Annotated in this window: 24 protein-coding genes and 2 pseudogenes; 12 read left to right on the top strand and 14 right to left on the bottom strand. The window is 57.4% G+C overall.

Annotated elements, in window-relative coordinates:
* Positions 1-183: 183 nt before the first annotated feature.
* The 9 genes from ACMGGG_RS07840 to ACMGGG_RS07880 all read right to left on the bottom strand — a co-directional run bounded on the left by ACMGGG_RS07840 (position 184) and on the right by ACMGGG_RS07880 (position 8734).
* Complete coding sequence (locus ACMGGG_RS07840) at positions 184-819, bottom strand: LysE family translocator (RefSeq protein WP_414155180.1); 636 nt, start codon at positions 817-819, stop codon at positions 184-186.
* A gap of 263 nt (positions 820-1082) precedes the next feature.
* A complete protein-coding gene (locus ACMGGG_RS07845) occupies positions 1083-1478 on the bottom strand; it encodes a winged helix-turn-helix domain-containing protein (protein WP_414155181.1) in 396 nt (131 codons plus the stop codon).
* 11 nt (positions 1479-1489) lie between these two features.
* Complete coding sequence (gene grxB, locus ACMGGG_RS07850) at positions 1490-2125, bottom strand: glutaredoxin 2 (protein ID WP_414155182.1); 636 nt, start codon at positions 2123-2125, stop codon at positions 1490-1492.
* Positions 2126-2164: 39 nt separating this feature from the next.
* Positions 2165-2917 (bottom strand): SDR family NAD(P)-dependent oxidoreductase, encoded by a 753-nt coding sequence (locus ACMGGG_RS07855; RefSeq protein WP_274081386.1) that lies wholly within the window; start codon positions 2915-2917, stop codon positions 2165-2167.
* Between the two features lie 59 nt (positions 2918-2976).
* Positions 2977-5007, bottom strand: a complete 2031-nt coding sequence (locus tag ACMGGG_RS07860) for a pyrroloquinoline quinone-dependent dehydrogenase (protein WP_414155183.1) — start codon at positions 5005-5007, stop codon at positions 2977-2979.
* An 11-nt stretch (positions 5008-5018) separates the two neighbouring features.
* The gene (locus tag ACMGGG_RS07865) at positions 5019-5417 is read right to left on the bottom strand and encodes a glucose dehydrogenase (protein WP_414155184.1); all 399 of its coding nucleotides are present in this window, start codon (positions 5415-5417) and stop codon (positions 5019-5021) included.
* A gap of 31 nt (positions 5418-5448) precedes the next feature.
* On the bottom strand, positions 5449-6750 hold the full coding sequence (locus tag ACMGGG_RS07870; protein WP_414155185.1) for an MFS transporter: 1302 nt from the start codon (positions 6748-6750) through the stop codon (positions 5449-5451).
* A 128-nt stretch (positions 6751-6878) separates the two neighbouring features.
* Positions 6879-7880 carry a transketolase family protein gene (locus tag ACMGGG_RS07875; RefSeq protein WP_414155186.1) on the bottom strand — a complete coding sequence of 334 codons (1002 nt, stop codon included), beginning with the start codon at positions 7878-7880 and terminating at the stop codon, positions 6879-6881.
* Complete coding sequence (locus tag ACMGGG_RS07880; protein ID WP_414155187.1) at positions 7877-8734, bottom strand: transketolase; 858 nt, start codon at positions 8732-8734, stop codon at positions 7877-7879. Before ACMGGG_RS07880 ends, ACMGGG_RS07875 begins: the two co-directional genes overlap by 4 nt.
* A gap of 150 nt (positions 8735-8884) precedes the next feature.
* Between ACMGGG_RS07880 and ACMGGG_RS07885 the strand changes: the two genes are divergently transcribed.
* The 8 genes from ACMGGG_RS07885 (at position 8885) to ACMGGG_RS07920 (ending at position 17500) form a co-directional block, all read left to right on the top strand.
* A complete protein-coding gene (locus ACMGGG_RS07885) occupies positions 8885-9775 on the top strand; it encodes a LysR substrate-binding domain-containing protein (protein WP_414155188.1) in 891 nt (296 codons plus the stop codon).
* A 162-nt stretch (positions 9776-9937) separates the two neighbouring features.
* On the top strand, positions 9938-10849 hold the full coding sequence (locus ACMGGG_RS07890; RefSeq protein ID WP_414155189.1) for a LysR family transcriptional regulator: 912 nt from the start codon (positions 9938-9940) through the stop codon (positions 10847-10849).
* 98 nt (positions 10850-10947) lie between these two features.
* On the top strand, positions 10948-11868 hold the full coding sequence (locus tag ACMGGG_RS07895) for a hydroxymethylglutaryl-CoA lyase (protein ID WP_414155190.1): 921 nt from the start codon (positions 10948-10950) through the stop codon (positions 11866-11868).
* The gene (locus ACMGGG_RS07900) at positions 11868-13070 is read left to right on the top strand and encodes a CaiB/BaiF CoA transferase family protein (RefSeq protein WP_414155191.1); all 1203 of its coding nucleotides are present in this window, start codon (positions 11868-11870) and stop codon (positions 13068-13070) included. Before ACMGGG_RS07895 ends, ACMGGG_RS07900 begins: the two co-directional genes overlap by 1 nt.
* Entirely contained in the window at positions 13071-13595 is a 525-nt protein-coding gene (locus ACMGGG_RS07905; protein ID WP_414155192.1) for a gamma carbonic anhydrase family protein, read from the top strand.
* 67 nt (positions 13596-13662) lie between these two features.
* Positions 13663-14979: an MFS transporter gene (locus ACMGGG_RS07910; RefSeq protein WP_414155193.1), complete on the top strand. Its 1317-nt coding sequence runs from the start codon at positions 13663-13665 to the stop codon at positions 14977-14979.
* A 38-nt stretch (positions 14980-15017) separates the two neighbouring features.
* The gene (locus tag ACMGGG_RS07915) at positions 15018-16301 is read left to right on the top strand and encodes an OprD family porin (protein WP_414155792.1); all 1284 of its coding nucleotides are present in this window, start codon (positions 15018-15020) and stop codon (positions 16299-16301) included.
* Between the two features lie 476 nt (positions 16302-16777).
* The gene (locus tag ACMGGG_RS07920; protein WP_414155194.1) at positions 16778-17500 is read left to right on the top strand and encodes a prepilin peptidase; all 723 of its coding nucleotides are present in this window, start codon (positions 16778-16780) and stop codon (positions 17498-17500) included.
* Between the two features lie 211 nt (positions 17501-17711).
* Here the strand turns inward: ACMGGG_RS07920 and ACMGGG_RS07925 are convergent, their stop codons facing one another.
* Positions 17712-18812: a tRNA-dihydrouridine synthase gene (locus tag ACMGGG_RS07925; protein WP_414155195.1), complete on the bottom strand. Its 1101-nt coding sequence runs from the start codon at positions 18810-18812 to the stop codon at positions 17712-17714.
* 115 nt (positions 18813-18927) lie between these two features.
* On the opposite strand from ACMGGG_RS07925, the gene ACMGGG_RS07930 reads away from it, so the two are divergent.
* On the top strand, positions 18928-19809 hold the full coding sequence (locus ACMGGG_RS07930) for a LysR family transcriptional regulator (RefSeq protein WP_414155196.1): 882 nt from the start codon (positions 18928-18930) through the stop codon (positions 19807-19809).
* A gap of 104 nt (positions 19810-19913) precedes the next feature.
* Here the strand turns inward: ACMGGG_RS07930 and rclC are convergent, their stop codons facing one another.
* On the bottom strand, positions 19914-20513 hold the full coding sequence (gene rclC / locus ACMGGG_RS07935; protein ID WP_414155197.1) for a reactive chlorine resistance membrane protein RclC: 600 nt from the start codon (positions 20511-20513) through the stop codon (positions 19914-19916).
* Positions 20514-20687: 174 nt separating this feature from the next.
* Here rclC and ACMGGG_RS07940 point away from each other — a divergent pair, with 174 nt between their 5' ends.
* On the top strand, positions 20688-21635 hold the full coding sequence (locus ACMGGG_RS07940; RefSeq protein ID WP_325979340.1) for an AraC family transcriptional regulator: 948 nt from the start codon (positions 20688-20690) through the stop codon (positions 21633-21635).
* A 50-nt stretch (positions 21636-21685) separates the two neighbouring features.
* On the opposite strand, the gene ACMGGG_RS07945 is transcribed toward ACMGGG_RS07940, so the two are convergent.
* Positions 21686-21946 (bottom strand): DUF2790 domain-containing protein, encoded by a 261-nt coding sequence (locus ACMGGG_RS07945; protein WP_414155198.1) that lies wholly within the window; start codon positions 21944-21946, stop codon positions 21686-21688.
* A 282-nt stretch (positions 21947-22228) separates the two neighbouring features.
* Here ACMGGG_RS07945 and ACMGGG_RS07950 point away from each other — a divergent pair, with 282 nt between their 5' ends.
* A complete protein-coding gene (locus ACMGGG_RS07950; protein ID WP_325979344.1) occupies positions 22229-23047 on the top strand; it encodes an alpha/beta hydrolase in 819 nt (272 codons plus the stop codon).
* Positions 23048-23088: 41 nt separating this feature from the next.
* On the opposite strand, the pseudogene ACMGGG_RS07955 reads toward ACMGGG_RS07950, so the two are convergent.
* Both ACMGGG_RS07955 and ACMGGG_RS07960 read right to left on the bottom strand, forming a co-directional pair.
* Positions 23089-24477, bottom strand: a pseudogene (locus ACMGGG_RS07955) (DHA2 family efflux MFS transporter permease subunit); the annotation flags it as partial.
* Positions 24474-25088, bottom strand: a pseudogene (locus ACMGGG_RS07960) (PFL_4669 family integrating conjugative element protein); the annotation flags it as partial. The pseudogenes ACMGGG_RS07960 and ACMGGG_RS07955, both read right to left, overlap by 4 nt.
* A 285-nt stretch (positions 25089-25373) precedes the next feature.
* On the opposite strand from ACMGGG_RS07960, the gene ACMGGG_RS07965 reads away from it, so the two are divergent.
* Positions 25374-25598: a hypothetical protein gene (locus ACMGGG_RS07965; protein ID WP_414155847.1), complete on the top strand. Its 225-nt coding sequence runs from the start codon at positions 25374-25376 to the stop codon at positions 25596-25598.
* Positions 25599-25913: the final 315 nt, after the last annotated feature.

The following is a 25913-nucleotide window of genomic DNA, read 5'->3' on the forward strand; positions in this document are numbered from 1 at the left end:
GTGGGGGCAGTACAATAAAAGAAATTTAGGGCGGCGTTGAGTTTGGAAAATTAACTGCGAGGGCTACACATGTCTGTGTGTAGCCCTTTTTTACGCAGATCGGTGGGTAGAGTAGATACTTGAACTAAAGTTTTATTACTACGTTAAGGGGCCATAAGCTGTGGTAATGCAAAGAACGTTGAGTTAGAAGCGGGTCATCAGCAATTTGAAGCCCGCTGCTCCAAAGATTATGGCCAGTGAGCCCTCAATGGCGCGACGAGCACGCTGGTAGGCGCGAATCATTGGATCGGTCGAAAATATGATTGCGTAGCCGCAGAAGATGGTAACGCTTAGAACTGCGCAACCTGCCAGGATGATTGCCACTGTCGACTGAGACGCTTGTGCGCCGAGACCAAGGCTCATGGTTGCCATCCAGCCCAAGAGGGCTTTGGGGTTCGTCAAGTGCATCAACAGACCTCGCTGATAAAGCTTGAATCCAGAAGCTCGCGAGGGCAGGCCTGCACTATTGGCAAGCTGCTTATCCGTTTTCAACGCTGAACGAGCTGCTTTGAAGCCCAGGTAGAGCAAGTAGGCCCCACCCATGATCTTCAGGATTACCAATGCCTGAGCGTACTCCGTCAGTACCGCAGATATGCCTGTTGCTGCCAGACTCCCCCAAAAAAGCGATCCACTGACGACACCAGCAGCAAGGCAAAGGGCTGATCTGCGTCCGTCCTGCATGGCGACAGCCATGATCCGCATATTGCTTGGCCCGGGGCTCGCTGCGCCAAGGATGTAGACCATGAAAACCAGCAGTATGTGATGCAGTTCGACTGGCATGATCGCCTCGCACGGGGGAGTTTGGCCTGTAACTATAGATTTCATTGACCGATTCGGTCAATATAACGACCTAGAAGGCTCACATGGAATTTTCATGCAGGCCGATTCAGGCCGCTTCCAGGATGACCAGATTTGCTAACCGGCTTTGGTGACTCTTCGATGTACCGCATTTTCCTTTATGCACCTAAGCCTTGTGGCAGGCGAGCCTGATTGACCGCCCAGGGATCGCGTCTCCGATTCAAGGGACGTTCATGCCTAGCCAATCAAGATCCCCCATCAACTGCCCGAATGGTTAACCCTCTACCGCGTAGTGTCCTGATTTCGAACGGCGCCTGGAGAGATTTAAGCACCTTTCTCAGATAACAAATCTGCACTTCTATGATCTTGGTGCCGGGATTGAACTGGTATCCCCAAATTTCCTCATAGATCGTCGTTCGGCTCACGACGTTTCCTTGATGGCGAAGAAGCAATGTCAAAAGCCGGCAAGACGTAGCCTTGAGCGGAAAGTGAAGATCCTTGAATCTGACAGTCCGCGTGCTTGTATCCACGATGAGCTCACGAACGGGTGTCGTGAAAGCTCGCTGATCTTCAGGACGTCCTAGGAAGGAATTGTTTCCCACGCCATTCTGGGAGCTGACGCTGGGCTCTAAAATCGCCATCTATTTATTGGTCAAGCAGCTTGGTTGAAGAGTAGGGGAACGCTACATGCATCACTCAAACGACGCATGTATTGGAGCACTTGATCTGGGAATTCAACGGTTCGAACGATGGAGAGCGAACGCAATACGGGCCAAAGCGTTACATCGTTGATGCCGATTGTTGTTCTGTCCTTTACCAGCGGAACAAGGTCGTTGATCAGAGGTTTCAGTTCCGCCACCAGCTTGGATGTGGCTCCACGCAAAGCCTCCAGATCCCCGAAGGCTTGCTCCTCCCGCAGCCGGTACGCCTCTCTTGCCATTGGCGTGTTGATTTCTGCGAAGTCTGCCTGGACGAAGCGTGGTATGAATAACTTGAGTGCCGTGGGCCAGACTTCTTTGATCCACGCATCCAAAGTTGGGTCTTGCGGCGCCACCAGTACTGTCGGGCCGATGCCATCGAGATATCGCACGATATCTAGGCTTTCCCCCATATGGCTGCCGTCTTCCTTTTGCAGGATCGGCACAGCCTTTTTTCCAATGAGGCGCAGGGGCGTTTCGGCATCGCCCTCCATGATGACCTGAAGCATCACCGGGAGACTCTTGAGTCCAACGATCATCCGAGCACGCGTGCAGAACGGGCAATGTTCGTAGATATAGAGTTTCATCATTCAATTTTTATCCAGATTACTACTGTTAGGCCTGGATGCTCAGAACTGTACTGAGCGTGTCAGTCCGCCATCCACGAGTAAGTTTGTGCCGGTGGTAAAGCTTGCAGCAGGGCTGGCCAGGAATACGACTGCTTTGGCTACTTCCTCGGGTGTAGCCATGCGGCCCAACGGGTTTTCAGCCAAGCATTTCGCGAAGATCTCGGGCTGGTCGCGCTCTATGTCACCCCATACGCCCTCAGGAAAATATACGTTTCCTGGGGAGACTGAGTTCACCCGAATACCTTCGCGCGCATGGCGTGCAGAAAGCGTTTTACCGTAGTGCAGCAAGGCTGCTTTCAATACGCCGTATGGCTCGGCGAACATATCGACTTCTCGGCCCGATACGCTGGAAATTAGGACAACCGATGCGGCTTGCGATTCACGCAGGGCGGGCAATGCGGCTTTGACCATCGTCGCACTTCCCAGTAAATCGGTGTCGAAGGCTCGCCGCCAGGTCTGCAAGTCATCTCCGCCAGCCAAAGCGCTCACGTTCGGCACGACGATATCGATTCCTCCAAGACGCTGCGCTGCATCCGTGACCCAGGCCTGCACCTGGTCGGGCTGAGTAACATCAACGGCGGTACCGATGGCGTCATGACCCAGTGCTTGTTGCGTCGTTTGGACGCCTGCGGTACCCCGAGCACAGAAGGCTACCTTGGCGCCCTCATCGAGAAACAACTTGGCAATTGCCCGCCCGATACCCCTCGAAGCTCCGCTAACCAGTACGCGTTTACCTTGCAAGCCCAAATCCATGATCAAACTCCTCTGTGAATCAGTGTCAAGACGGGGCCCAAGTGGGCCCCGTCAAGGCATTACTTACGCAGCTTGTATGCGATGATTTCGTCGCTGGTGCCGGTTTCCATGAAGGCGTGGCCAGACGCTGAGACGAGCACATACTGCTCACCATCAACCTCGTACGAGATCGGGTTGGCTTGGGCGCCCGCCGTCAATGTGTCTTCCCACAGCACCTCACCGGTAGCCGTGTCAATGGCACGGAACAAGTTGTCAGTCGCCGCGCCGACGAAGGTGAGTCCACCAGCGGTGACCACCGTTCCGCCATTGTTCGGCAAGCCGATATTCAGTGGCAGATGCGACGGGATGCCGAAAGGCCCGTTGCGACGCGCGGTTCCCAGCGGCTCGTCCCACACGGTCTTGCCGGTATCCAAGCTGATTGCTCGAATTCCGCCATACGGAGGTGCCGAGCACGGCACGCCGGTGCCCCAGTTACGCCATCCCGCATTCACACTGATCGCGTAGGGAGCGTTGACCTGCGGATAGGTCGATGCCCCGCCTTCGCCCTTACCTGATTTGCTGCCAGCCTTGTTCAACGAGGTTTCATCAACCTTTGGCGCATAGATAGGTTTGAGCCCCATCTTGTCTGCCTGCTCACGCGGTATGAGCTGGTTCAGGTTAGGAATGTCGTTGTAATTGGCGATTAGCAGTCGTCGTACTGGGTCGATCGCGACCGAGCCCCAATCGGAGCCACCGTTGTAGCCTGGGTATTGAATCCAGGGACGATCCACCGATGGTGGCGTTAGGTAGCCTTCATAGTTGGCTTGGCGGAACTGGATGCGGCACATCAATTGATCAAGTGGTGAAAAACCCCACATGTCCGCTTCGGTTTTCGGGGCCTTACGCAGGGTGTGCCACTCGGAGGTAGGCTGGGTATCAGCCAGGAACTGGGGTTCAACAGAGCCGCCTTTTGGCGCTTTGACTTCACCAATCGGAACCAGAGGCTCGCCAGTTGCGCGATCCAGGATGTAGATGTCACCCTGCTTCGTTGGCAGCAGTACGGCAGCCACTGGTTTTCCGTCTTTGCCAGGGAAATCAAGAAGTGTCGGCTGGCTGCCCAGATCGTAATCCCACACATCGTGGCGGATAGTCTGGAAGTGCCATACGTCCTTGCCCGTCTTCACGTCGACGGCCACCAGTGAGGTCGAATACTTGTTTTCTGCCTCGCTACGGTTGGAACCGTAGTAATCAATCGAGGAGTTGCTGATCGGTAGGTAGACGTAGCCAAGCTGCTCATCGCCCACTGCAGCCGTCCACATATTCGGGGTGCCACGGGTGTAGGTGCTGCCTTCGGCTGGGCCATGAACGTTTTCAGGGTTACCCAGATCCCAAGCCCAGGCCATTTTCCCGGTGATTGCGTCGTAGCCGCGGATCACCCCAGAAGGAGCATCCTCATCCTGACCGTCGCGAATTTGTGCTCCTGTGACCACCACGCCATTGACGATGGTAGGAGGGGCTGTAACCGCATACCAGCCGGGGACTTTTTTCCCCAGACCTTCCCAAAGATCCACAGTACCGTTCTGTCCAAAGTCTTTGCATGGCTCGCCTGTGCGCAGATCTACAGCTACCAGCCTCGCATCGAGTGTCGCTTCTACCACACGGCTGCGGCATTGTGCGGACTCAGGGATCTCTGGTGCGGTGTACACCGCCACGCCGCGGCATGCTGCTGCGTGAGGAATGGCCTGATCAGGTACTCCAGGGTCGTGACGCCAGTTTTCCTTGCCGGTTGCAGCGTTGATCGAAATAAGGATGTTTTTGGCAGAGCACATCAGCAGGTCGCTGCCGACCTTGACCGGGGTTGTTTCAGGCGAGTATCGACTGCCAGGATTCGGCAAATCCCGTGTGTGATACACAAATGCGCGCTCCAGATGCCCGACGTTTTCCGGGGTAATCTGCTTGAGTGGGCTGAAGCGCTGAGCGTTGTGATCGCCGCCATAGAATGGCCAATCGCTGCCGACCTGCGGCATCTGCTGAGCTTGAGCGAACTGCACCTGAAGCGCGCAAGAAACGGCGAGCGCCAGTGCGCTTCTGCATTTGACTGATAGGAACATGACAAACCTCTTTACGCAGCAGAGCGGGGGGCGCGACGCAGTGACGGCGACACGGCAAGGATCAACAACAGGATGACGGTGATTGCCACGAGACGTGGTACAAGCCCCCACCAGTTGAGTCCGACTTCCCATAAAGCCCAAATCAGCGTCAGGCCCCAGATCACGGCGAACAGGTACACTGCTGCAAATCGTTGCCTGCACAGCAGGACAGTGGTTGCTACGCATCCCGCCCCAGTGAGGGCGTAATACCAGCTACCGCCCAAAGCCATCAGCCATACGCCTCCGCCAAAAAGGGCCATGCCAAATGCCCCCAGCGCCAGGGCTAACACGACGGTCGCCAGCCGCCATTTCCCGCTGTGACCAGCCAAGGCCCGGCCGCTGCTGCGGGATTCACTACTACGTTGATTCATGACGCTACTACTTCCTTCATTTGCTATTGATTCAGGCCATGGCCTGTTTGCCGGAGGCTGCAAAGCCGATGGGCCGACGCGTGCAGAACATCGAGAGGACTGAGCCGATCACAAGTAATGCGCCGACGACGACGAAGGCCAAGGCGAAGCTGCCAGAGCCGGCCACCACGTAGCCAGTCACGATCGGAGCGAGCAGACCGAACAGATTGCCGACTGCAGTGATAAAGCCAGCTGCAGTGCCGACGTCGTCTTCCGAGCGCACCAGATCGTTGACCAGCGAGAGGTTCAGGGAAATCGCTGAGGCACAAGTGGCTAGCGAAAGCGTGATTACGAAAAGAATTGCCCAGGTATTGTCGATTGCAGGAACCAGGAAGATGACCGAAGACGCCAGCAGAACGCTGGCAACGACCATGCGCCTCTGTCCCGATTCTGCGGCCCCTGGGCGCATCACTTTGTCACTCAAGCGACCAATGACGATGGCAAGCACTGCAGCGCCCAGATACGGAATCGCGGTGTAGATACCGCTCGACATCACCGTCAGACCTTTCTCGGCTTGCAGATAGCTCGGCAACCAGGTCAGGAAGAAGTAGGTGGCATAGACCGCACATCCATGGGACAGGGCGATGGCCCACATGCTGCTTGAGCGAGCGAGGCCTTTCAGACCAAGGGAAACAGTCCGGGCAGGGTCTGTACTGGAGGAGATGCTGCCAGCGGCAATTTCTGCGCGTTCGGCATCCCCCAGCCACGGCGCTTTAGCGGGATGGCTGTACCATTTCAACCAGGCAGCCAGCCAGACGAAGCCCAATGCACCGGCCACGACAAATGCGATGCGCCAGCCGAATGTACTGATCAGCCAGCCGAAACCAATGGCACCAATGGCCGGCCCAACCAGGCTGCCGCTGTGGAAGACCGCTGTGGCCATACCGCGCTCTTTAAGCGGCATCCATTCGCGAATGACCCGCGCACCGGCGGGGTAGGTGGTAGCTTCCCCCATGCCCATGATAAGCCTGCAGCTGAGCAACGAGATGAAACCAGTCGACAATGCAGTGCAGGCCGTTGCAACCGACCAAACACCGATCCCATAACCATTAACCTTCTTGGGGCCGAAGCGGCCCACCAGATAGCCCATGGGGATGAGCGCGAGAAAATAGAGCCACACGAACGATGAGAAGAGGTATCCCATCGCAACTGGCGAGATATCGAATTCTTCCTTGAGGACTTTGGATGCGACTGAGAGCGAGACCCGGTCGACGTAGTTGATCAAGGTCAGAGTGAAGAGAAACGCATAGATCCATACACGTTTTTTCTTCAGCAGACTGGTGCCTTTTTGCATCGCCATCACCTTTGTACTTATTGGGACGATCCAGAGGAGTAACGGGCTGTACGGCAAGAACCCGCTCAACGAGCCCAGGCAGAAGGGCGTTCAACGTGAGCGGGCACCACCGTATGGTCAGGGAATGGTCAGCCTAGCCAGCGCTGAATGTTGGCGACCATGACGTCTTTGGAGATGCCGTAGCGGTCGTGCAATGTCGGCAGGGCGCCTGCATCCAGGAACTGATCGGGCAGCGCAACGTGTCGTATTTCAGGCTGTACCCGGGCCTGCAACAAGGCCATGGCGATGGCCTCACCCAGGCCGCCGATTTGAGTGTGGTTTTCCGCAATGACTACCAGGCGGCCTTCGCGCCGGCATTGCTCCAGGATGGTCTGGACATCGAGCGGCTTAATTGTCGGAACGTGCAAAACGGCGGTGTCCACTTTGTGCTTGGCCAATTCGTCTGCGACTTCCAGAGCACGCATTGTCATAAGGCCGGAGGATATGACCAGCACATCGTTGCCCTCTCGTAGGAGCTGGGCTTTACCGAGCTCGAAACGGTAATCGTACTCGTCGAGAATCAGCGGTACCCGCCCACGAGGCAGGCGCATATAGACAGGGCCGTCGTGCTCAGCGATCGCGGCCACGCACTGCTCGGTTTCCAGTGCGTCGCAAGGATCGATAACCATCATCTGCGGAATCGCGCGCATCATCGCCAGATCCTCTGTGGCCTGATGGCTCGGCCCGTACCCAGTAGTCAAGCCGGGCAGCGCTGCGCAGATTTTGACGTTCAGGTTTTCCTCAGCGATGACTTGATGAATGAAGTCATAAGCGCGTCGGGTGGCAAATACTGCGTAGGTGGTGGCGAAAGGCACGAAGCCTTCCTTGGCCATGCCGCCGGCAGCAGCCATGAGCAACTGCTCAGCCATACCCATCTGCAGGAAACGCTCTGGATAGCGCTGGGCGAAAATGTGCAGGTCGGTGTACTTGGCCAGATCCGCCGTCATGCCGACAATACGCGGATTCTTCTGGGCTGCCTTGACCAGAGCGTGGCCAAACGGCGCCGAGGTGGTGCGCTGCCCCTCGCTTGCGATAGAGGCGATCATGGACGAAGTGGTGAGTTTTGGCTTTGTAGGAGTGGCGGCGGTCATTTTGGGCTCCTGGTAGCGTAAATCTCGTCGAGGTCTGTGAGTGCTTGCTGCCACTCCTCGGGCTCGACCCGGATGAAGTGGTTTTTGTCCCGCTGCTCCAGGAATGGCACACCCTTACCCATCAGGGTGTCGAACAGGATCACGCGAGGTTTGGCCCCCGTAAAACCGCGAGCGATGTCGAATGCCTCGATCACCGCTTGCAGATCGTTGCCGTCTACACGCTGTACATGCCAGCCAAACGCTGCCCATTTATCGACCAGCGGTTCGAACTGGAGAATTTCATGGGAAGGGCCATCGGCCTGCTGGCGATTGATGTCTACCAGGTTGATCAGGTTGCCCAACTGATGATGCGAGGCCGACATGGCTGCCTCCCACACCGCCCCCTCATCCAGTTCTCCGTCGGACATCGAGTTGTAGACGAAGGCATCGTTGCCCTTCATGCGCAGACCAAGGGCTTGGCCTACCGCGATCGCTAAACCTTGACCGAGTGAGCCACCCGAGATCTCCATGCCGGGCGTATAGGTCGCCATCCCGGACATCGGCAGTCGGCTATCATCGGAGCCGTAGGTTTCCAGCTCTTCTTCTGGAAGAACTCCTGCCTCCAAAAGGGCGGCGTATAGCGCAATGGCGTAATGCCCATGTGACAGTAGGAAGCGGTCACGGCCTTCCCATTCAGGGTCATCAGCTCGAATATTCATGGCGTGGCAGTAGGCAACAGCAAGCACATCGGCCCAGCCCAATGCCTGGCCCACATAGCCCTGGCCTTGAACCTCTCCCATACGCAAGGCGAAACGTCGAATACGCCAAGCGTGTTCCGACATCCGGGCCAAGTGCGGGTGGTGAATCTCGGTCATATTGTTCTCCATTGGTGACCAGCGATCCGGGATTACTGACGCAGCCTCTTCATCAGTCAGCATCCGAATTGAGTAATATCCTGATGTTCATGTAAAAATAAGCGCGCGACAAAAGGTTTAAATTCGCCTGGTAATGAACAGGATTCATCAATGAAATTTTTGAAACGAGTACCCCTTCCGGGTCTTCGGGTTTTTGAAGCTGCGGGTCGCACCTGCTCTTTTGTCGAAGCGGCAAAGGAGCTTGATCTCTCCCCGAGCGCGGTCAGCCATGCGATTCGCAAATTGGAAGCGGCCACAGGATTAACTCTCTTCCTGAGAAACACCCGCAACACGTCTCTGACGTCAGAAGGCGCCATGCTGCTGGAACACATTCAGAGGGGGTTCGAAGAAATGAGTCGAGGCCTTGCGATTGCGACCAACGAGCCCGCGGTGCCTCTGCGTCTGCATACGGCGCCCACATTCGCCAGCCAGTGGTTGGTGCCGCGGTTGGCGAGTTTTCTTGAAGACCATCCAGGCATTGATCTGCGCATCTCGGCGAGCACCGACTATGCGCTGTTTGATAACGATGATTTCGACCTGGATATCGTCTACGGCGAACCGAAATCGTCGCCTCACGAAAAGATGCCGTTGTGCATTGAGGAACTAACACCGCTGTGCAGCCCGGAGGTAGCCAAGCACCTTCGTACCCCCCAGGACTTGTATTCTCAGTTCCTGATCCAAAGCGATGGTCAGTCTATCCAGTGGAAAGGCTGGTTTGCAGCTAACGGCATGCAGGCGCCAAGTAGCTATGGCTTGGCGTTTGACAGGAGTTCTATGTGCATAGCTGCTGCGGCAGGAGGGCTGGGGGTAGTACTTGAGTCTGATCTGGTAGCCGAGCAGGAGTTAGCTAGCGGTCGCTTGGTCAGTCCGCTTCGCCACGTCAGCAATAGCGTTCGCTACGTTGGTCACTACCTAGTGCATCCACGCCGACCTAGGCAGCCCCATGCAGTTTCTCAGTTTAAGCAATGGATGTTTGAAGCATTATCGGCTCATACAATTTGAGCTTCGGAAGCCCAGGACGTTGACGCTGGAGAATCAGACGGTGTGCACTGGCTTCTTGGAGATTCAGCCGGCAGAGTCAAGCTAAGGTAAGGAAGGAATGTAACGACCCTGGTTCGGCTGCTGCGGCAGCCATGCTCGTCGTCTTTAGTACTGGGAAACTTGATGCAGCACCTCGATCACTTATCGTTGCACCTGTTCGTAATCATCTGCGAGGAGGGCACTATCGCCCGAGCCAGCGAGCGTGCATACATGGCGCCCTCCGCTGTCAGCAAGAGAATCTCGGACATTGAGGCGCGCTTCGGCATCACTCTGCTCAAACGCAGTAAGCGTGGCGTCGAACCTACCCCGGCGGGTGTCGCACTTTTGCGCCATGCACGAGGACTGACCCGCGCCATCGAATCTCTGCAAAGCGAACTGAGTGAATACGCGGACGGCGCACGCGGGCATGTGCGTGTGCTAGCCAATGTCTCGTCGATCATGGAGTTCCTCCCGGAGGAATTGTCGGCCTTCATGCTCGCCAATCCGTTGATTCAGGCGGATATTGAAGAACGCTTCAGTCCGGATGTGGTGCGCGGGGTAGCGGAGGGCAATGCAGACTTGGGCATCTGCCGTAAGTCGATGGCCGTTGGCGAGTTGGAGTTCGTGCCGTACCGGCAGGATCATCTGGCCGTGGTAGTTGGCGCCGATCACCCACTGGCCGGGTGTGCCAGCATCGCCTTCGAAGAGACGCTGGATTACGAGCACCTGGGCCTGTCGGCCTTCGCCACGCTCAATACCTTCATGCGTAACAGCGCCGAGGCGGCGGGCAAGCAACTGCGCTTTCGCTCGTACGTATCGTCGTTCGACGCGGCCTATCGTCTGGTGCAGTTCGGCCTGGGCCTGGCCGTGTTCCCGCAGGAGGCGGTGGCGCGTTATGCGCCGCTGTTCGACCTGCGGGTGATCCCGTTGACCGATGACTGGGCGCTGGGCGAGTTCGTCATCTGCATGCGTGACCGGCATGCCTTGAGCCTGTCTGCGCGTCGCCTGCTCGATCATTTGCTGCAGCGCGCACCGGCCTGGCAAACACGGGATTGATCCATCGCGGCTGACGATGGATCAGCCCGTGAAACACGTCTTTTCTGCCTGCCGTGCTGCTCTTAGTCTGGCCCCACGCTCCAGACAGAGAGACCGCGATGACAACAATAACCATCAATGAAGTCGGCATGCGCGATGGCCTGCAAAGCCTGCACACGGTGATGCCGACTGCCGCCAAGTTGCGCTGGATCGACAGCGCCTATGCCGCTGGCGTGCGCCATATGGAAGTCGCCTCGTTCGTGCCGGCCCGGCTGCTGCCGCAGATGGCCGATGCCAGACAGGTGGTGGCCCACGCCTTGACTTATCCGGATCTGTTGGTGACGGTGCTGGCGCCCAACCTGCGCGGTGCGCAGGATGCGCTGGAGTCCGGCGCCCAGCGGATCGTCGCGCCGGTTTCGGTCAGCACCGCCCACAGCCTGGCCAACGTGCGCCGCACGCCACGGGAGATGGTCGAGGAGCTGGGGCGCATGTGCCAGCTGCGCAATGAACTGGGGCGCCATGAGGTGCAGATGATCGCCGGCATGTCGGTGGCGTTTGGCTGCACCCGCCAGGGTGAGGTGCCCCTGGGCGACCTGTGCGAACTGACCCGCCAGGTGATCGAGGCGGGCTGCGACCTGGTTTCGCTGGGCGACACCACCGGCTATGCCAACCCCGGCCAAGTGGCGACGGTGATCCAGGCCGTGCGCGCCATTGCTGGCGAGCGCCTGCGTGCTGCGCACTTCCACGACACACGTGGCCTGGCCTTGGCCAACAGCCTGGTGGCGGTGCAGCAGGGCATCCGCGAGCTCGATGCCTCACTTGCCGGCCTTGGCGGCTGCCCGTTTGCCCCGGGAGCATCGGGCAACACGGTGACCGAAGACCTGGTGTTCATGCTGCAAAGCATGGGCTTCGACACCGGCATCGACCTGCCAGCGCTGATCGCCTCGCGCCAGCTGCTGCGTGAGGCATTGCCGGATGAACCCCTCTACGGCGCCATCGCCAGCGCCGGCCTGCCGCTCAACTACCCAGGAATCGCCTGATGTCCAGACTCCCTTTGGACGGCATTCGTGTCGTCGAGATTTCGCACATGGTCATGGGCCCCACCTGCGGCATGATCCTTGGTGACCTGGGTGCCGAAGTGATCAAGATCGAACCCACGCGCGGGGACGGTACTCGCCGTTTGCTCGGGGCAGGGGCGGGGTTCTTCCGCACCTTCAACCGCAACAAGCAATGCATTGCCGTCGACCTCGACACGCGCGAGGGCCGCGAGGCGGTGCTGACCCTTATCGACAGCGCCGACGTATTCATCGAGAACTTTAAACCCGGGCGCATGCACACACTGGGCTTCGACTGCGCCACGCTGCGCCAGCGTAACCCCCGGTTGATCTATGCCTCGCACAAGGGCTTCCTCAGTGGCCCGTACGACAACCGCCTGGCCCTGGACGAAGTGGTGCAGATGATGGCCGGCCTGGCCTACATGACCGGGCCGGTGGGCCGCCCCCTGCGCGCCGGCAGTTCGGTGAACGACATTATGGGCGGCATGTTCGGCGCCATTGGCGTGCTGGCCGCGCTCAATGAGCGCAACACCACGGGTGTCGGCCGCGAGGTACAGAGCGCACTGTATGAAAACTGCGTGTTGCTCGCGGCCCAGCACATGCAGCAGTACGTGGTGACCGGCCAGGCCGCGGCGCCGATGCCCAACCGGATCAGTGCCTGGGCGATCTACGATGTGTTCACCTTCGCGGGCGGCGAGCAGATGTTCGTCGCTGCCACAGGTGAAGGCCAGTGGCAGGCACTGTGCCAATTGCTGGGCCAGACCGCTTTGCTCGACGACCCGACCTTGGCAACCAACAATGACCGGGTATTGCAGCGGCCGCGGCTGCTGGCACATCTGGCCGAGGTGTTCGCCAATCTCGATGCCCAGCAATTGGCTACGGAACTGGAGGCGAACAGTATTCCGTTCGCGCCGATCCGCCGCCCAGAAGAACTGTTCGACGACCCGCACCTGATCCAGAGCGGTGGCCTGGCTGACCAGCTGCTGGAAGATGGCAGCAGCACGCCGATGCCCTTGCTGCCGCTGTCGCTGGACGGCCAGCGCCTGCAGCCGCGCCGGCCGATTCCGCGGATTGGCGAACACACGCACAAGGTCATGCGCGAGCTGGGCTATAGCGATGAACGCATCGCCGAGCTGTGTGCGGCGGGGGTGCTGAAAACCGACCACCCGGCCCAGGGAGTGCGCTGAATGGCCATCTATCGATACGACACACTGACCCCGACCCTTCACCCGGAAAGCTTCATCGCCGAGGAAGCCACGGTCATCGGCGATGTCACCCTGGAGCAGGGCGTGAGCGTATGGCCGCAAGCAGTGCTGCGCGGTGACAACGCGCCGATCCGCATCGGCCAGCACAGCAATGTGCAGGAAGGCGCGGTGCTGCATGCCGACCCGGGTTTTGCCCTGACCGTGGGGCGTAACGTCAGCATCGGCCATCAGGCCATGCTGCACGGTTGCAGCATCGGCGATGGCGCGCTGGTCGGGATCCAGGCGGTGGTGCTCAATGGCGCGGTGATCGGCCGCAACTGCCTGGTCGGCGCCGGCGCCATCGTCACCGAAGGCAAGGTGTTCCCCGACAATTCGCTGATCCTCGGCGCGCCGGCCAAGGTGGTACGTGAACTGAGCCCTGAAGCGATCGCCGGCCTGCACGCCAATGCTGCCGAGTACGTGCGCAAGGGCCAGGCGTTCAAGGGCAAGCTCGTGCGCATTGGCTGACACGTTGTACGCGGCGCCTACAACGGGCGCCGTCGCTCTCCAATAATTACAAGAATGGAGATCCACCATGGTTGCCTTGACCGGCGAAGTGGCGCGCGAGCGCGCCGACAGCCACATCGATGAACTGCTGCTGTACCGCCGCGTGGCCTGGCGCATCATGCCGCTGGCCATCATCTGCTTTTTGTTCTCCTACTTCGACCGCATCAACATCAGTTTCGCCAAGACCCAGATGCAGGCTGAACTGGGCCTGAGCGACGCCGCCTACGGACTGGCCGCGAGCATGTTCTTCATCGGCTACGTGCTGTTCGAAGTGCCGAGCAGCCTGGGCCTCAAACGCTACGGGGCGCCAGCCTGGATCTGCCGGATCATGGTGTCTTGGGGCCTGGCCACGGCGGCGCTGGTATTTGCCTACACCCAGTACACCCTGTATTTCCTACGCTTCCTGATCGGTGTGATGGAGGCCGGTTTCGGCCCGGCGATCCTGTTCTACTTGGCCTGCTGGTTCCCTAAGAAACACTTGGCCAAAATGAACGGCCTGTGGTTCCTTGCCGTGCCCTTGGCTGGGGCGGTGGGCGGGCCGGCTGCGGGCTTCCTGCTGGGAACCATGGATGGTGTCTTGGGTCTGGCGGGCTGGCACTGGCTGTTTCTGATGTCGGGTTTGCCATGCGTGCTTCTGGGGCTACTGGTGCTAAGGAAGCTTGACCGCGACATCGAGTCGGCCAGATGGCTTAGCCGACAGGAGAAAGACCTGCTGTCGGAGAACTTGGCTCAGGACAGGCGCGTGCAGAAACCAATGCTGGGGTCGATCTGGCAGGTGCTGCTGACCCGCGAAGTGGCGATCATGGCGTTCATTTACTATGTGGTGAAAACTGCTTCCTACGGCCTGAACTTCTGGATGCCACATCTGATCAAGTCGTCCGGCGTGCAGGACATGCTGTGGGTCGGCGTGCTGTCGGCATTGCCGTATGCAGTGGCCTGCATTGGCATGGTGTGGTTGACCCGCCGATCCGACCGTACGGGTGAGCGCAAGCGCTACTTGGTGTACTGCCTTCTGGCCGCTGCTTGCGGTTATCTGCTGGCTTGCCTGTACTCCGACTCGTCGGTGGCCATTATGGCTGCGCTGGTGCTGGCCACCGCTGGCACATTCATCGCCATCCCGATCTTCTGGACAATTCCCCAATCGACTTTCTCAGGGCTGGCCATCGCAACGGGCACTGCGGCGATAAACTCGGTCGGCCAACTGAGCGGCATCGTCGCGCCGGTGATGGTTGGTAAAATCAATGACCTTACCGGCAGCAGCTTCATGGGCATGCTGTCGATTGCACCGCTGATCTTGATCGCTTGCCTGGTCGTGATGCGCTGCGTCAGAAATCCCAAGGCTTGAACAACAGCGCTTTCCAACAAGAACAACAAGGCGTAACTATGAATGTATCCTCCTCCTGGCGGGCATCGCTGATGCTCGCGGCGCTTGGCTGTGCGTGCCAAGAGGCTCAGGCAGGCTTTGTCGACGACGGCAAGGGCAGCCTGGAGCTGCGCAACCTCTACTTCGACCGCGATTTCCATGGTGATACTGCCAGCCAGTCGCGACGCGCCGAGTGGGCCCAGGGCTTCATGCTCAAGTGGCAATCTGGTTATTCCGATGGAGTTGTCGGCTTTGGCCTGGATGCAGCCGGTATGCTGGGTATCAAGCTCGACTCTTCGCCCGACCGGAGTGGCACCGGCCTTTTGCCGCGTGGCAGCGACACGCGTGCAGCGGACAACTACGGGAAGGCAATTGCCACGTTCAAGGCGAAGCGGTCGCAGACCGAACTGCTGGTCGGTGGGCTAAGCCCGCAACTGCCGCTGCTAGCATCGAACTACAGTCGTCTATTCCCCCAGTGGTTTAACGGGGCGCAATTGGTCAGCAAGGATCTGGATGATTTCACCTTCACCCTGTTGCAGGTGGATGCGACCAAGCTGCGCGATTCCACCGATTTCGAAGACCTGGCGGCGATGGCGCAACAAGGCGCCTATACGGCGACAGTGAGCAGTGACCGGTTGTATTACGCCGGGGCCGATTACCAACCCTTGAAGAACCTGACCTTGAGCCTGCACAGCAGTGAACTCGAAGACCTGTTCCGCCGCAATTTTGCTGGTTTCAAGTACCGCATCGCCCTGGGGCCGGGTGAGGCGTTCACCGAGTGGCGCTGGTTCAACGCCAAGGAACAGGGCGGGGCGTTGCTGGGGAAGGTTGACAACCGCACCTTGAGCACCAACTTCGGCTACAGCCTGCACGGCCACACCTTCAGCGGCGGCTACCAGAAGGTCAGCGGCGCCACCGCCTACGCCTATGTGGGCGGTACTGATACCTATCTGTTCAGCGAACAGCAGGTCAGCACCTTCGCCCTGGCCAACGAGCGAGCCTGGATGTTGCGATATGACTACAACTTTGCCGCCCTCGGCATCCCTGGGCTGACATTCAACGTGCGTTATGTGAAGGGTAACCAGGTTGATCCGCAGCGCATTGCCACAGCCAAGGGCAGGGCGCTCAAGGCGCGCGGTGGGGAGGGTGAGGAATGGGAACGCACCACAGATATCACATATGTGGTGCAGTCAGGAGCCTTGAGAAATTTATCCCTACGTTGGCGCAATGCAAGCATGCGCTCAAACTTTGCCGACGCAGCGGATGAAAATCGGTTGATCCTTAGTTACCTGATCGAATTCTGATGATATTGCCGTATACCATGGATGGGACAAGTTTGCTGACAAAGGCTGTGCAGGAGGGGGTAGAGCGGGTTTCCAGAGAGGGCTTTCGGTACATCAAGGCGGAGGTTTTGCTGCTTGACCTGAGCCAGCGGAACGAGATCACAATTGATCCCTTTGCAGTTGACCAGCCAGTGGCAAGTGAAAAGCTCATGGGGAAGCTCGATGGGAAGAATGGCTGATGGGGGTAGCCAAGCCGCTTGCATACCTGACTACCCTTGCTGGCAAGGCCATCCGGGGCGACTTCAACGCCGAGTGGAGCCCTTCAGCGCCCGATACAACTCCGCCGCAAACGCCTCCACCGGCACGGACGGTTGCCCGCGCTGCCCAGCCCCCTGCCCAGAAGCCGGCACCGACAGCGACCGCGATGCAGACAGCGAACTCCGCTCTTACTTCGCTCCAAGCCCTGCTTGACCCACGTCGTCGCGAGGATTCCACCGATGAGTGATTGGATGGGGCGTGATATCACCCTAGGGCTTGGCTCCATCGTTTTGGGTATTCTGGCCGGTCGCCTGAGTACTTGGGTTGCCTGCTGGCTGCCTGCAATCCTCGAGCAACAATGCCAGCGGGATGCTCGGGAATTACTCGGGTTGGATCTCGATGAGCCTTGCAAGCTTCAAACGACCGGATCTACGGTACGTGGAACCTGGGCCGCGCAAATCGGCTGCGCTGTCTTGTCGTTCGTGGTGACGGTGCATTTTGGGCCAACCATGCAGGCATTCTCTGCCCTGCTGTTCACTTGGTCTCTTCTGGCTTTGAGCTTGATCGACAGTGAGCACCATATGCTGCCGGATGCGCTAGTGATACCCATGCTATGGATCGGTCTCGTGCTCAACTCTTTTGGAGTTTTCACGACGCTGCACGAGGCACTTTGGGGCTGCGCCATGGGCTATCTGAGCCTTTGGTCAGTTTTCCACCTAGTGAAATTCATTACCGGCATAGAAAGCCTGGGCGCTGGCGACTTTAAGATGTTGGCCCTAATTGGGGCATGGACTGGCTGGCGGGCACTTTTCTGGACAGTCGGTTGTACCCTATTACTTGCAGCCCTTGCATGTGGATACCTCAAGCTGCAAAAAGCTCTGGCCAGCACCTCAAAAATTCCTTTGGGGCCGTTCCTGGCGATGTCTGGCTGGGCAGGCCTGCTGCTGTCACATCAATGGTAGGGAGTGTTGCCACTGGCAACACCTCCACCGGTGCCCCCATCTGAGCGGTGCCATTAATCTAGCCCTGCGGGAAAACGGCCGCCACTCATCTGGGTGGTTGCACTTAATTCCGAGTTGACCAGCCAATTGCATCGGATTTGACCAGCGCACGGCTTTATCTTGACCGGCTGCTTTCGACCCATAGCAGTCATTCGAGAAAGCTAGCGTCGCTCTATACCACAGCCAGTTCACTACCCTTTATGTTCGCGATAGGTCCAAGGATGGAGGCGTCAAACTTATTCAGAGCTTCTTTGTTGGCTAGGCGGCGGGGTAGATCCGGGTTCGCGAGCGCAGCCTTGCCGATGGCTATGATGTCAGCACCTTCATTCATCGCGGAGCACGCGTGCTCTGGCGTATGTAGACCACCATTTGCGATCACCGCCGCCTTCGGCGCGTAACGACGAGCGAACGATACGAGGCTGCTATGGCTAGTTGGAAATGCTGGTTTCCAAGCTTCGAATTCCGTTACGTGAACGAAATCGACTCCAGCATCATTGAGTGAGCCGAAGATCACTTCAGCAGCGTGTTCACCTTCGGCCCATTTGTGCTCGTAGTCATTGACCTTGCTCTGCGAGATTCGAACGCCCACAGGCACCGCGCCCACAGCCTTTCTAACTGCTTTGACAATCTCAAGGGTCAGAGCAAGTCGGGCCTTTAAAGAGCCACTCCAGCGGTCGTTACGCTGATTTGTGTAGTCAGTGAGGAACTGATCGAGCAGGTATCCATTTGCGCCATGAATTTCGATGCCATCGAAATTTGCTGCGTTGACTGCCAAGGTTGCAGCCTGTGCAAATCCCTCAATGGCATCAGCAATATCTTCTTCTGTCATGGCTCGGGGCACAGGATAAGGACCTTCGCCATAGTAAAACTTCATCTGTTCTCCCTTGGGACGCAGCGCTGAAGGGGCTATCGAGACGTTGACGAAGCGATTGCCCTGACAGAGAGCACCTGCATGCATGATTTGCGCAAAGACCGCCCCAAGGTGCGCGTGGATGCTGTCTGTGACCATTCGCCAAGCGCCGGCTTGTTGGTCATCTGTAATGCCTGGCTGATAGGGGTATCCCTGGGAGTACTGCTGATCGGTATATATGCCTTCTGTGATGACCAGGCCAAAGCCTCCTTTGGCGAAGCGCTCGTAATAGCGCACCATTTCCTGCGTGGCGAGCCCTGTCTCGGTGGCGCTGACCCGAGTCATAGGCGCTACCGCTAGCCGATTCTTCAAGGATCGGCTTGAAATATCATATGGAGTTAGAATTCGCGACTCGAGCATCATTAGTCTCCTCTGTGCGATTGCGGCCGAATGGCCAATGTGCAGAGGTTATGCATCAGAAGAGCCGATGAAAACTGGGCTAAAGAGATAAATCGCTTTAACACAAAGAGATATAAAGATGCAGATGTCAGACGTCGAAGTGTTCGCAGCCATTGCTGAAAGCGGCAGCCTTTCAAGCGCAGCTCGGCGGCTAGGGCTGTCACCCATGGCGGTTTCGCGGCGGCTTGCTTCGCTTGAGCGTGAGCTGGAGGTCCGGCTGGTACACCGCACCACGCGTTCCGTTGCGCTTACGCCCGAAGGGGAAGTTTTCTTGCCCTTTTCTAAGACGATGCTTGGCGCGAGCGAGGCGGCGAAAGTCACGTTGAGGGCAAACGCAGGAACGGCCAGCGGCGTACTCAAGGTGACAGCTCCGACAGTATTCGGTCAGGCCGTCATCATGCCGCTCATCCCTCAGTTGTTGGCCGATAATCCTGCTCTCCAGATAGATCTCCACCTCTCGGACAGTATCGTAGACATTGTCAGCCTGGGAATCGACGTGGCAATCAGGATAGCGACCCTTCGTGATTCTGGCTTGGTTGCTCGTTCGCTTGCTTCAAATCCCCGCGTGCTTTGCGCAAGCCCTGCTTATTTAGAACAGCATGGATCGCCCACCACACTCGCTAGCCTAAGCCGCCATCGTTGCATCGCTCTTCACGGTATGCCGCATTGGCCTTTCGTCCAGCTAGGGGAAACAGTTGGCTTCAAAGGTGAAAGCTTATTCTCTGCGAACAGCGTCGAAGCAGTGCGCACTGCGAGCAAACAAGGGTTGGGCATAGCAATGCTCACGTTCTGGGATGTGCGCGGCGATCTCGAAGACGGCAACTTGCGTTTGGTGGAGTTGGTGGATGCTACCCCCGAGCAGCTTTGCATCACTGCTGTGCTTCCTACCAGGCAGCAGGTGCCGCATCGTGTGCGCCTTTTTCTAGGGGTGTTGGAGGCATCGCTACGCAATACGAAGTGACCGCTATGGGTCGAAAGCAGCCGGATTCGACAGACCGCGATCGACGCATAGATACTCCTTGCCCGCGACCGCGCGTAGCGCTAGCTCGCGGGTGCGAGGGCTACCTAACCGCTCACTCTCTTACTTTCCCGTTTGACTAGGCTGGCGCCTTCAACTATCCGCTTAGCAGAGTCAGCAATCATTAACACGCTTCCTGCGAGCATCAACACGTCCTTCAAGACCAGGCGTCCAGCTCCAGAAAGGTACGGGAAGCCAAACTCAGCGTCTCCGAGATTCGCCACCCAGGCTTCAGGTGTTGTAATGAGGAATGAAAGTGTCACGACTGGCGTAAGGAAAGCGAGCACAGCTCCCACGAGACCCAACTTCGGTGAGATGAGGTAAGCCAGTACCAACAGCCCTATGCTGATCTCAACAATGCCCAGTCCATTGGAGAAGGCATAGGTGTGGTTTGCCACTTGCCAAGCACGCTGTGCCAGATCGAGCTGGCCTTCGTGGGTGAAGTGTTCTCGATAAGCCTCTGGGTGTGCGTATAGGAACGAAAAGAACGGGCTGTTTGCTACAAATGGAGTGATGCTGTCCGCTTCGTAGGGCACGAATTTCAATGCACCAATCCACAGGAAAACAATGGCCACGCCGAAGCGTACGAGATGGATTCCAAGCTTATCCAGGCGGCTTGCAGTGACCAGCAGTTGATAGGGACTCATGGTGTGATTCCTTGTGGTTTCAAGATGAGTCCATCCTAAGAAAATGCCGTTTCGTGCTTTTGCCGGATACGCTCCGCCTTTTTGCCAATCGTCTCAAATCATCGCCTCTTGCGACTGCGCTTTCCCTTGGGTTGATTTAAATTGGCGCCCGGATAGCCTTCTGAAGAGATGACCATGACGACGTTAGACAAACTCATCACGCTTGCCGACGTGCGCGGCAGCATGGATCTGCGTTGCCATTTCGCGGGACGTTGGGCGATCGACCATCAGCCGGATGAGCTTGGGACTGCGCGCTACCATATCGTCCTTGCAGGCCGATGCCACTTACGTTTGCCTGACACCAGCCTCATTGAGCTCAACGTTGGCGACATCCTGTTGCTCCCACACGGCACCGACCACTTGCTGCAAAGCGATCCTAGTGTCGATCAGAAAAATCGCCCTCAAGTAGTTCGGGATGGGCTTTTACCCGTGCACCGGTTGGACGGCGAAGGCGAGCCCCTGGATCTGCTCTGCGGCAGATTTCTCTACCAGCCAGGTTCATCACTTTTCGAAGCGCTTCCTGATTACATCCATGTCAGCTTGAGTGCGACACAGTCCTCTTCTGCGCTCTCGGCAATGATTGGGCTGATTCGTAGCGAAGCCGAAGCCAATAATCACGGAGCTCGGTCCATAGTCGATGCGTTGACTACCGCATTGTTCACAATGGTTCTGCGGTCTTGGCTGGATAGCAGCCCTCCTGTTGAGAGCAGCATTGGTCTTCTGGCCGACCGCCGTCTTTCCAAGGTATGGCATGCGCTGTTAGAGGATCCCTCAGATGCCTGGACCGTTGAGCGCATGGCAGAGATGGCAAACATGTCGCGAGCCAGCTTTATGAGGGCCTTTACACGCATAGCAGGTTGTCCGCCGGGTACCTTACTGGTTCGAATCAGGATGGAAATTGCCTGCTTGCTGTTGGCGAAGACGGACTCTGGTTTGAGCGATATCGCTTTGGAGGTGGGGTACCAAACGCAGGCGTCATTCAGCAAAGTATTTAAGGATGTTCTGGGGCAGACCCCTGGACAATACCGGCGTGAGCGAAAGCTGGATGAAGTGGAGGCTAGGCTGGCTAAGGATGCGGGTTGATTTCGCGGTGGGCCCGGCGCACAGCGCCGGGCCAGTCACCAAATCGTAAATCAGCTGTCTTGATGCGTTTCAGCGACGCGTTTGTAGTAAAGGTCATGCTCTACCCCCGCGTGATCACGGTACACCAGCTTCACCGTTTCCAGCGCCTGTGAAGTTTCGGACTGAACCACGATGTCTTGCGAGATCACTTTATCCACGTCAATCACGTCACCGTAGCGGTACTGGTGAGCGTCTAAGTCCGGATTGTTGTCTTGTGCCACTGCGAAAGCGGCGGGGGTCACTAAGGCGATGGCAACGATGAGTTTTTTCATGATCAGCTCCAATATGCATTGAGCGGCGTATCGCTCATTCGGTGGCGGGATCTATTCGATTCCCTTGATGACCATGCTATTGGCGAAGCTGCACGAGCTCTTTCGCTCTCGGCTCAGGTTCTTGTCCAATCATCTCAGGTAGCACCGTATACGGATTTATCCCCATTCACAGCATGCCGGCATGTCTGAAAACATGACCATTTTTGTCATTTTTGGATCAGTGGATGAGCGGCACGATGTCGGATCATTTTTTGACGCAGCGAAGATTGAGACTATCTAGCCATGCATAGACGATTCATTGAAGTAGACGGGGCCAAGATGAGCTACGTCGACGTGGGCCAAGGCTTTCCGGTTGTACTTGGCCATAGCTATCTCTGGTCCGCGGACATGTGGCAGCCCCAAATTGAGGCTCTTTCCCAACATTTCCGTGTGATCGTTCCCGAGCTCTGGGGACACGGCCACTCGGACGCTCCTCCTGCTCAAACAGCAGATATGAGCGCTCTGGTTCGTCAGCACGTCGCGTTGCTTGATGCCCTGGACATTGAACAATGTCACTTGGTTGGCTTGTCAGTCGGAGGGATGTGGGGAGCTCAGTTGGCTCTTGAGCATCCGGAGCGCGTCGATCGCCTAGTGTTGATGGATACGTTTCTTGGTGCAGAGCCCGAGGGAACCCGGTTGAAATATTTCGGCTTGTTGGATGCTGCCAGTGCGGCAGGGGTCTTTCCTGATCCGTTGCTAGATGTGGTTGTACCGATCTTCTTCCACGCAGGCGGAGAGACAGTGCCGGATATTCGCGAGGATTTCCGGGCAGCCCTCAAGGCCAGTAGCGCTGAGCGCATTCGCAATAGCCTTGATCCAATGGGTCGGATAATTTTCGGAAGACCTGACCTTCTATCAAAAACTGCCCATTTGGCGAGTGATCGAACGATCGTCCTTTGTGGTGATCAGGACATACCTCGTCCGCCAGAGGAAGCAAACCTCATGGCACGGACCATCAGCTGCTTGGCAGCGCAAATACCTGGTGCCGGTCACATATCCAATCTGGAAAACCCACAAGTAGTCACTGATTTTCTCCTTAACTGGCTGCCAACCAAGCGCTAAGTCACTGAGGGCTGCTATGCAGCCCTTTCCCGACCTGTATTTCAGTGATTTCCTGACGGTCGAGCCGGTGCGACGATTTTGCGCATGAGTGGTACTAGCGCGACCGCGACAATGAAGCAGAGCATGATTGCCAAAAACGCGTCGGCGTATGACAGCGTTTGGGCTTCACGCCAGGTCAATGCCCAGAGCTGATGCAGCACATACGGATTCGAATCTAGGCTGTTCTGGCCATAAGCTTGGGCATTCTCCTGAAGCTGCTCCAGCCAGATGTTCAAGTTTTCATTGCGTACGTTCAGGTGCTCCGCAAGACGGAGGAAATGAAGGTTCGTCCGGTCGTTGAGAATGGTAGCGCAGGCCGCGATGCCGATCGCGCCTCCTAGATTTCTCATCAGGTTGAATAGCCCTGCGGCGAGCTTAAGGCGTGCGGGCGGCAACGCTCCTAGAGTCAAAGTTACTGTGGGCGGCACAGTCATTTGCTGAGCGAACCCGCGAATGGCTTGTGGCAGCAGGAGCTCCTTGGCCCCCCAATCGTGGGTGATGGGGGAGAAATCCCACATTGATATGGCGAAAAGCGTGAGCCCCAGCATCATGATCCATCGCAGATCGATTCGATTGGCCAGGAACGCATATACAGGGATAGCCAGCAGCTGAAACACACCCGTGGAGAATATCGCTAGCCCGATGTCCAGCGCGCCGTAACCGCGGACTCGACCAAGGAACAGCGGGGTCAAATAGATGGTGGCGAAAATTCCTACGCCGGTGATGAAGGAGAAGAGGCAGCCCAAGGCGAAGTTGCGATCTCGTAGCGCTCGCAGGTCAACGATAGGAGTCTGGATAGCCAGGCAACGCCACACGAACAATATTCCGCTGATGCCCGCAACCCAGGAAGTGAATAAAATCGTGCTGTCGCTGAACCAGTTCCATCGTGCACCTTCTTCCAGAGAGTACTCGAGGCATCCGAGGAACACTGCCATCAGCACGATTCCCAGGTAGTCAGCGCTCTTTAATAGGCCTGGATTAGGGCGATCTACATTGACCAGCAGGGGTACTGCGATGGTTACAAAAATGCCTGGAAGCAGATTGATGTAAAAGAGCCAATGCCACGAGAGGACATCGGTAATCCAGCCTCCCACTGCGGGGCCCAGGGTGGGAGCCAATGATGCCACTGCTCCAATCACCGAGGCAGCTATCACGCGCTGCTTACCTGTGAAATAAATGAATGCTGTGGTGAACACCAGAGGGATCATCGAGCCCCCCAAAAAGCCTTGCAGGGCTCTAAAGGCGATCATGCTCTGGATGTCCCAAGCCAACGCGCACAGAAGGCTGGTGATCGTGAAGCCGGCGGCCGAAGCTGCGAACAGCCACCGTGTGCTCATCACCTGGGACAACCACCCTGATAGTGGGATGACTATGATTTCAGCGATCAGATATCCCCGTAGCGCTTGTACATTTCGCGTGCGTTTTCAGCACGGGCATTGTTAGCGGCGAAGTCGTCACGCGACGCGCCGGAGAAGCGATGGAGCTGGGCCAGCCCGAAAAGACTGCGCAGCAGGTGAGCGCCTTCATCGATCCAGATCTCGCCATCTCGGCGACCGATCATAGCGACGTGCTGAGCCAGCAGGATGCGACGGACGACTTCGTCATACTGAGTCAGCAGATGGACGCCCTTGAAGCCCAGCGGGTTGGAGATGAAGAGCGGTAGCTTCAGCGGCTGGATGGAGAGGTTTTCTCCAATTTCGAGTGACTTCGGCAATTGGGCCATCACCCCATCCAGGCGGCCGTCGATTGCCTTGAGCGCATCATCTACCTCTTGGATTTTCTCCTCGATCCTGATCATCCACCAGTCGGAGTATGGGTCGTCCTGGGCCGCACCACGGTCGATCTGGTTGATCTTGAGGCAGAAGCCAGCCAGCCCAAGAATGCTGTGTTTGTCATCGGTCTTCTGGCGACCCAGCCAGATTCGGGCGGCATGGTGAGTGTGGAGAGTCAGCTGGACCTGGCTCCTGAGGGAGCCGATGTTGAGCTGATAGTTGTCAGCCATGGACATGGTTTCCTTATACAAGGTGGGTGAACGATGTCCATGCTGCTGTCGGGCTATTTGTGACGCAGTAATAGATGAAGAACCCGGGGTGCTGGATTTGTCATTGGTTTAGCGGTGCCTTGGTGATGTGGCCCGCACCACCGTGAAGTGTTGCCAGTGGCAACACGGGGAATCCGTCGGCGCCGATGAAGGCTATCTGGTGAATGGCGGTACAAATGTTGCCACTGGCAACACTTTAGATGGCACCCACTGATGACCACCTGTTGCCTTGAACGTTGAGACTGCTTGGACGTGTTGCCAGTGGCAACAGTGGAGAAGTTTGTCCGGGCCGGTGATGAGAAACGTTTGTTCCGCAGCCTGAAAACGGAGTGGGTGCCGAGTATGGGCTACATGAGTGCTGCGCAGGCACAGCAGGACATCGGCAGGTTTCTGATGCAGCGCTACAACTGGGAGCGACCGCATCAGTATGCGGTTCACGACATGATCTCTTTGCCTTCGATGATTGAGTGAAAACGTCCTGAGGCGGACAATATCGGCGCCCTGGAGCAGACAGAAAACTCTGAGGCAGCGTGAACCTAGGTGTTCATGAATGCTCCAGGCAGGACCATGCGCCGCTTGCGCAATGTCGACTTAGGACATGCTCCACGTCCGGTTTGGACAAGATCTTGTCCTCCCCAAACGGTCGATCAAGCTTTCTACCTCCAACAATTCAGATAACGGCTCGCCTCGCGCCACAGGCCAGCCGTTGAGTTTTCGAGTAAGCAGCCTCGTCTTACAACTCCAATGCTGCGGCGCCCTTGCACCGGCAATCCGGTAGCACTCCTA

It is taken from the genome of Pseudomonas sp. BNK-44-b (assembly GCF_047456245.1).
GTDB lineage: Bacteria > Pseudomonadota > Gammaproteobacteria > Pseudomonadales > Pseudomonadaceae > Aquipseudomonas > Aquipseudomonas machongensis.

Excerpts from the sequence above, each read along its gene's own strand:
- ACMGGG_RS07905 (WP_414155192.1), top strand. The coding sequence starts at position 13,071 with ATGGCCATCTATCGATACGACACACTGACCCCGACCCTTCACCCGGAA.
- ACMGGG_RS07840 (WP_414155180.1), bottom strand. The coding sequence starts at position 819 with ATGCCAGTCGAACTGCATCACATACTGCTGGTTTTCATGGTCTACATC.
- ACMGGG_RS07845 (WP_414155181.1), bottom strand. The coding sequence starts at position 1,478 with ATGGCGATTTTAGAGCCCAGCGTCAGCTCCCAGAATGGCGTGGGAAAC.
- ACMGGG_RS07915 (WP_414155792.1), top strand. The coding sequence starts at position 15,018 with ATGAATGTATCCTCCTCCTGGCGGGCATCGCTGATGCTCGCGGCGCTT.
- ACMGGG_RS07865 (WP_414155184.1), bottom strand. The coding sequence starts at position 5,417 with ATGAATCAACGTAGTAGTGAATCCCGCAGCAGCGGCCGGGCCTTGGCT.
- ACMGGG_RS07930 (WP_414155196.1), top strand. The coding sequence starts at position 18,928 with ATGCAGATGTCAGACGTCGAAGTGTTCGCAGCCATTGCTGAAAGCGGC.
- ACMGGG_RS07920 (WP_414155194.1), top strand. The coding sequence starts at position 16,778 with ATGAGTGATTGGATGGGGCGTGATATCACCCTAGGGCTTGGCTCCATC.
- ACMGGG_RS07890 (WP_414155189.1), top strand. The coding sequence starts at position 9,938 with ATGCAGCACCTCGATCACTTATCGTTGCACCTGTTCGTAATCATCTGC.
- ACMGGG_RS07895 (WP_414155190.1), top strand. The coding sequence starts at position 10,948 with ATGACAACAATAACCATCAATGAAGTCGGCATGCGCGATGGCCTGCAA.
- ACMGGG_RS07875 (WP_414155186.1), bottom strand. The coding sequence starts at position 7,880 with ATGACCGCCGCCACTCCTACAAAGCCAAAACTCACCACTTCGTCCATG.
- ACMGGG_RS07900 (WP_414155191.1), top strand. The coding sequence starts at position 11,868 with ATGTCCAGACTCCCTTTGGACGGCATTCGTGTCGTCGAGATTTCGCAC.
- ACMGGG_RS07855 (WP_274081386.1), bottom strand. The coding sequence starts at position 2,917 with ATGGATTTGGGCTTGCAAGGTAAACGCGTACTGGTTAGCGGAGCTTCG.
- ACMGGG_RS07885 (WP_414155188.1), top strand. The coding sequence starts at position 8,885 with ATGAAATTTTTGAAACGAGTACCCCTTCCGGGTCTTCGGGTTTTTGAA.
- rclC (WP_414155197.1), bottom strand. The coding sequence starts at position 20,513 with ATGAGTCCCTATCAACTGCTGGTCACTGCAAGCCGCCTGGATAAGCTT.
- grxB (WP_414155182.1), bottom strand. The coding sequence starts at position 2,125 with ATGATGAAACTCTATATCTACGAACATTGCCCGTTCTGCACGCGTGCT.
- ACMGGG_RS07860 (WP_414155183.1), bottom strand. The coding sequence starts at position 5,007 with ATGTTCCTATCAGTCAAATGCAGAAGCGCACTGGCGCTCGCCGTTTCT.
- ACMGGG_RS07945 (WP_414155198.1), bottom strand. The coding sequence starts at position 21,946 with ATGAAAAAACTCATCGTTGCCATCGCCTTAGTGACCCCCGCCGCTTTC.
- ACMGGG_RS07880 (WP_414155187.1), bottom strand. The coding sequence starts at position 8,734 with ATGACCGAGATTCACCACCCGCACTTGGCCCGGATGTCGGAACACGCT.
- ACMGGG_RS07925 (WP_414155195.1), bottom strand. The coding sequence starts at position 18,812 with ATGATGCTCGAGTCGCGAATTCTAACTCCATATGATATTTCAAGCCGA.
- ACMGGG_RS07950 (WP_325979344.1), top strand. The coding sequence starts at position 22,229 with ATGCATAGACGATTCATTGAAGTAGACGGGGCCAAGATGAGCTACGTC.
- ACMGGG_RS07870 (WP_414155185.1), bottom strand. The coding sequence starts at position 6,750 with ATGCAAAAAGGCACCAGTCTGCTGAAGAAAAAACGTGTATGGATCTAT.
- ACMGGG_RS07940 (WP_325979340.1), top strand. The coding sequence starts at position 20,688 with ATGACGACGTTAGACAAACTCATCACGCTTGCCGACGTGCGCGGCAGC.
- ACMGGG_RS07910 (WP_414155193.1), top strand. The coding sequence starts at position 13,663 with ATGGTTGCCTTGACCGGCGAAGTGGCGCGCGAGCGCGCCGACAGCCAC.